This is a genomic window from Methanobrevibacter sp., assembly GCF_015062935.1.
Taxonomy (GTDB): domain Archaea; phylum Methanobacteriota; class Methanobacteria; order Methanobacteriales; family Methanobacteriaceae; genus Methanocatella.
This window is the reverse complement of sequence record NZ_SUTM01000042.1, coordinates 1-4011: the sequence shown is the minus strand read 5'-3', so window position 1 is coordinate 4011 and position 4011 is coordinate 1. Positions and strand designations below refer to the sequence as shown.

The 4011-nt window shown below is 32.6% G+C and carries 4 protein-coding genes; 1 reads left to right on the top strand and 3 read right to left on the bottom strand.

Going from position 1 to position 4011, the window contains the following annotated elements; all coding sequences use genetic code 11:
• Both E7Z81_RS12030 and E7Z81_RS12025 read right to left on the bottom strand, forming a co-directional pair.
• On the bottom strand, nucleotides 1-389 hold a 389-nt coding region (locus E7Z81_RS12030; protein ID WP_292748164.1), incomplete at its 3' end, for a transglutaminase family protein.
• Nucleotides 390-425: 36 nt separating this feature from the next.
• Nucleotides 426-1877 (bottom strand): FUSC family protein, encoded by a 1452-nt coding sequence (locus E7Z81_RS12025; protein WP_292748162.1) that lies wholly within the window; start codon nucleotides 1875-1877, stop codon nucleotides 426-428.
• A gap of 43 nt (nucleotides 1878-1920) precedes the next feature.
• Between E7Z81_RS12025 and E7Z81_RS12020 the strand changes: the two genes are divergently transcribed.
• Entirely contained in the window at nucleotides 1921-2142 is a 222-nt protein-coding gene (locus E7Z81_RS12020; protein ID WP_292748160.1) for a hypothetical protein, read from the top strand.
• Between the two features lie 633 nt (nucleotides 2143-2775).
• Here E7Z81_RS12020 and E7Z81_RS12015 read toward each other — a convergent pair.
• On the bottom strand, nucleotides 2776-3732 hold the full coding sequence (locus E7Z81_RS12015) for a transcription initiation factor IIB (RefSeq protein ID WP_292748166.1): 957 nt from the start codon (nucleotides 3730-3732) through the stop codon (nucleotides 2776-2778).
• Between the last annotated feature and the right edge of the window lie 279 nt (nucleotides 3733-4011).

Below are 4011 nucleotides of genomic sequence, written 5' to 3'. Positions count from 1 at the left end.
CGAGCATCAAGTCTGATCCACTTATCTAAATCCTTTATATACACAGTGTTTAAAGCATGAATCATATAACCTTCACTATCGTCATCTGCTCTTGTAAGACGCTGATAACTGATGCCTGACGGAATCTGATTTGCTCTTAGAAGTGCTGCAAGAAGACATGATTTTGTCCAGCAGATTCCAGTTTTATTTTCAAGCACCTCACTGGCAGTTCTTGAAACCACATCAGCTTTAATGTCCCATGAATGAGAAATTTCATCCCTAACAAAGATGTAACATCTTTTGAGGTAATCCATCTCATCTTCAGATTGATTCATCAATTCCCTAACCTTATCTTGAATAAGATGATTCATGTAATCAATGCTTGGTGTTTCCATCAAATATTCTTTCATGCAATTCTCCGACATATAATTAATATAATAAAATTATTAATCAAATCCTCCGATAATCATCTGTTCATCTTTAAACAGACTCATGACATGTTCCATTGAATATGCCAATATTTTATCTTTGACATTTAAATTTACATCTGCCAACGCATTATCATCAATTATTTCAACCAAATTTTTAGCCAAATCATCAGATATTGGAATCAAATCCAGATAATTCAAAATGAAATTGCAAATATCAGTAATTTTTACCTGTAGAGTATATAATTCCCGGTTTTCCTCAGTTATTTCAATGTTTTCCCGTACAACATTGCTTAAAACTAATAATGTTGTTTTTTTATCAGGTCCCGTTGCCATGCATTTCTGTTTAACCAAATCGATTGACTGTTGATTTAGCATATAAGATGTTTTCAGATTATTCTTTGTTTCGATTTCAACAGAATAAGGCAGGAATTTGTAATTGAATAATGTGACAACTACAACTGCAACAGTTACCCACAATATCTTCAATTCCATTGCTTCAGGTGGTGGAATATACATCAGTGCAGTCATGACTGATATCACAGTAGTGACAATTGTCAAAATCAGTTTATCCTCCAATTTAATGACCATTATAAACATACAGACAACCATTACTGCAACAGAAATTACATTAAATGAAACGTTAAGATAAGGGACAATTATGAGAATTGCTGCAAAAACAAAAACTCCGATAAATGTTCCCTGAAGTCGTGACTTTGCAGAATATGCAACATCATTAATATAAGGTAACATTAACGAGATTGTAGCGAAATATAGCCATTTTGTAAATGGCAAATTAAACATCAGCGTCAGCAGCTGCCAGACAAACATTAAAAAGGCCATTTTAAATGCAAAAGTAAACTTGACAGATCTGAAACTGAAATACTGTATGATTAATGATTTGAACTGGGTTTTTAATGTGTTTTTATCTGGAAGGATTATTTCATCGGATAAATCTTTTTTGATTTCATTTGAAATTATCTCCAAATTTAATAAAACAAGATACATCACTTTTGATTCTATTTCAATACCGTCAAATATGCCCTCCAAATCAATGTGTTTGATTTGAGACAAAACACTTCTTATGTAAAGCAGTTCCTTATTTGACAAATCATGCTCAGATATAATCTTTCCAATGTATTGAAATGATTTGACAACATTCAAAACGGATTTATGAATTTCAGATGGGAAATATTTATACTCGGACCTGTTGAAAATACTCAAATAAAATCCGTTGATTGTACGGAAATTATCCGAAGAAACATCTTTGCCATCCAATTTCAAATCTATGGCTTTGTCTAATTCCGAAATTAACATGTCAATAGTTGCTTTTGATAGTTTATAATCTTTTTTCCTGTTAATTGCCATATTCAATCCAACGATGAAAACCGCACCGAAGACAAGAGACAAAAGCCTCATCGGCAACATTTCAACAGAAACCGGAATTCCAACCATCATAAAATATATCATCAGGTACGGTAAATAAACATGGGCACCAAAAAGATTATAGGACGTGAAAGTAGTTGCAAAGACAACAACAAAGGTCAATATGCATCCAAAGATAGTCAATGGATTATTCAAAAACGATGCAATGCCTAACACCAAAAGCAATAACAGTATTTTAATAAAAGAAGATTTTGGTTTAAATGACAAATCATTACTCAGATTCATGAACGCCGCCATGACCACCATCATACCGATTACAGCATTTTTACTTCCAAATATCACCATATAAAAAATCATGAACAACATCATTGAGACAAACATGATAATTTTTGATTTTAATGCCCTATTCATAATTACTCTAATAATATATTTTATTAAGAATTAATATAAGTTAACTATTTTTAAACAGAATTAAAAAAAAAATTTCAAATCAACAAAATTTTTGAAAGAGTGGACTTTGTGAAAAAACAAAAAAATGATAATAAACTATTCTCCAACAACACAATATATCAAAAAGACTATACATAATATATGCACCAACACAAAAATGGTCAAAAAAACCTCAAAAATAATTACGGATAAACTACTATTTTTTAAAAATACAATGAATAATAAATCCATGAATTAGTTAATCATCTATAATAATTTTAAAATAAGAAAAATTAAATATTAAATCCATATAAACCAAATAGAGCCCCTTAATCATATAAATTTCTATTGCCCGTATACTAACTCTCTTGAATCATCGCTAGAATACCCTTCGCTCCTCGAGTAACCCTCGAAACGGGCAGCCTATCCAATGCTGGGTTTCTCCTAATCATCAACAGCGAAAGCTTTCCTCATAGAAGGACCGTAGGCATTGGTCAAAAAATGATACGACAATAATAATATAAAGATTATATTATTTAACTATTTTGAAAAATTAAAAAATAACAGTTAAATCAAGATTATTGGTCAATTCCTTATACCTGTTTCGAATAGTAACCTCAGTAACCCCTGCAATTTCTGCAATTTCCTTTTGAGTTCTTTTTTCACCAAGTACAATAGAAGCAATATATAATGTAGCAGCCGCAATACCAGTAGGTTCACGACCAACGATTAATCCATGCTCACTAGAGCTGTTAACAATTTCAATTGCTTTAGCTTGAACATTTCCGGACAAACCCAAATTTGAAGCAAACCTAGGAACATAATCCGCAGGTGAAGTAGGTTTTAATTTAATATTCAGTTTTCTTGCTAAAAACCTATAATTTTTACCAATCTGTTTTTGAGTAACCTGGGAAACTTCTGACATTTCATCCAATGTACGAGGAATACCCGCACGCCTGCAAGCAGTATACAAAGAAGCGGCAACCATGCCTATAATGCTTCTTCCTCGGACAATATTTTCTTTAGCGGCTTTTCTATAAATTAAAGCGGCATCTTCCCTTACAGACCTTGGAACGCCCAATCTGGAAGATTGCCTATCCAGTTCAGATAGTGCTAAAGCAAGATTTCTCTCACCAGTGCCTGAAACCCTAAGACGTTTATTCCATCTTCTTAATCTGTAGATTTGAGGGAGATTTCTCTCAGGAATATTATGGCCTTTAAGGTCTTTATTTTTCCAGTCAATATCAGTAGGCAAACCCTTATCTGCAATACCAAAAATAGAAGGTGCGCCTGTTCTAGCTCTTTTGGCTAATTGCTCATGATCGTGAGCTCTCCATTCAGGACCTTTATCGATTATATTATCTTCGATAACTAAACCGCAATTGTTACAGCAGATTTCAGCACGGCCACTGTCAAAATTCAGATTAGTGGAACCGCAGTCCGGACACACATTCTGGTCAATGTGTGGTACAAATTCAACTTTAGAAATATTGGATGCTTTTAAAGTGATAGTTTCATCCTCCTTAAATTAGGATTAAAATCCAAAAAAAGTTCAACGGCAAAAATATAACTAGACAAGACAGGTATATCGTCTAGAATGTTAACAAAAGATTTTCAATATCCATAAAATACCTCCTTGGTGATGTAGTGATGATTTTAAGTATTAAAAATATTGAAGTTGTATAAAAGCTTATTTCTAAATTAATTATATATAATGAGCTTGCAGCGAAATGAAATTCCCATAGAAAACCATAGTACACAAACAAAACACAAAAGGACTTCACTACTG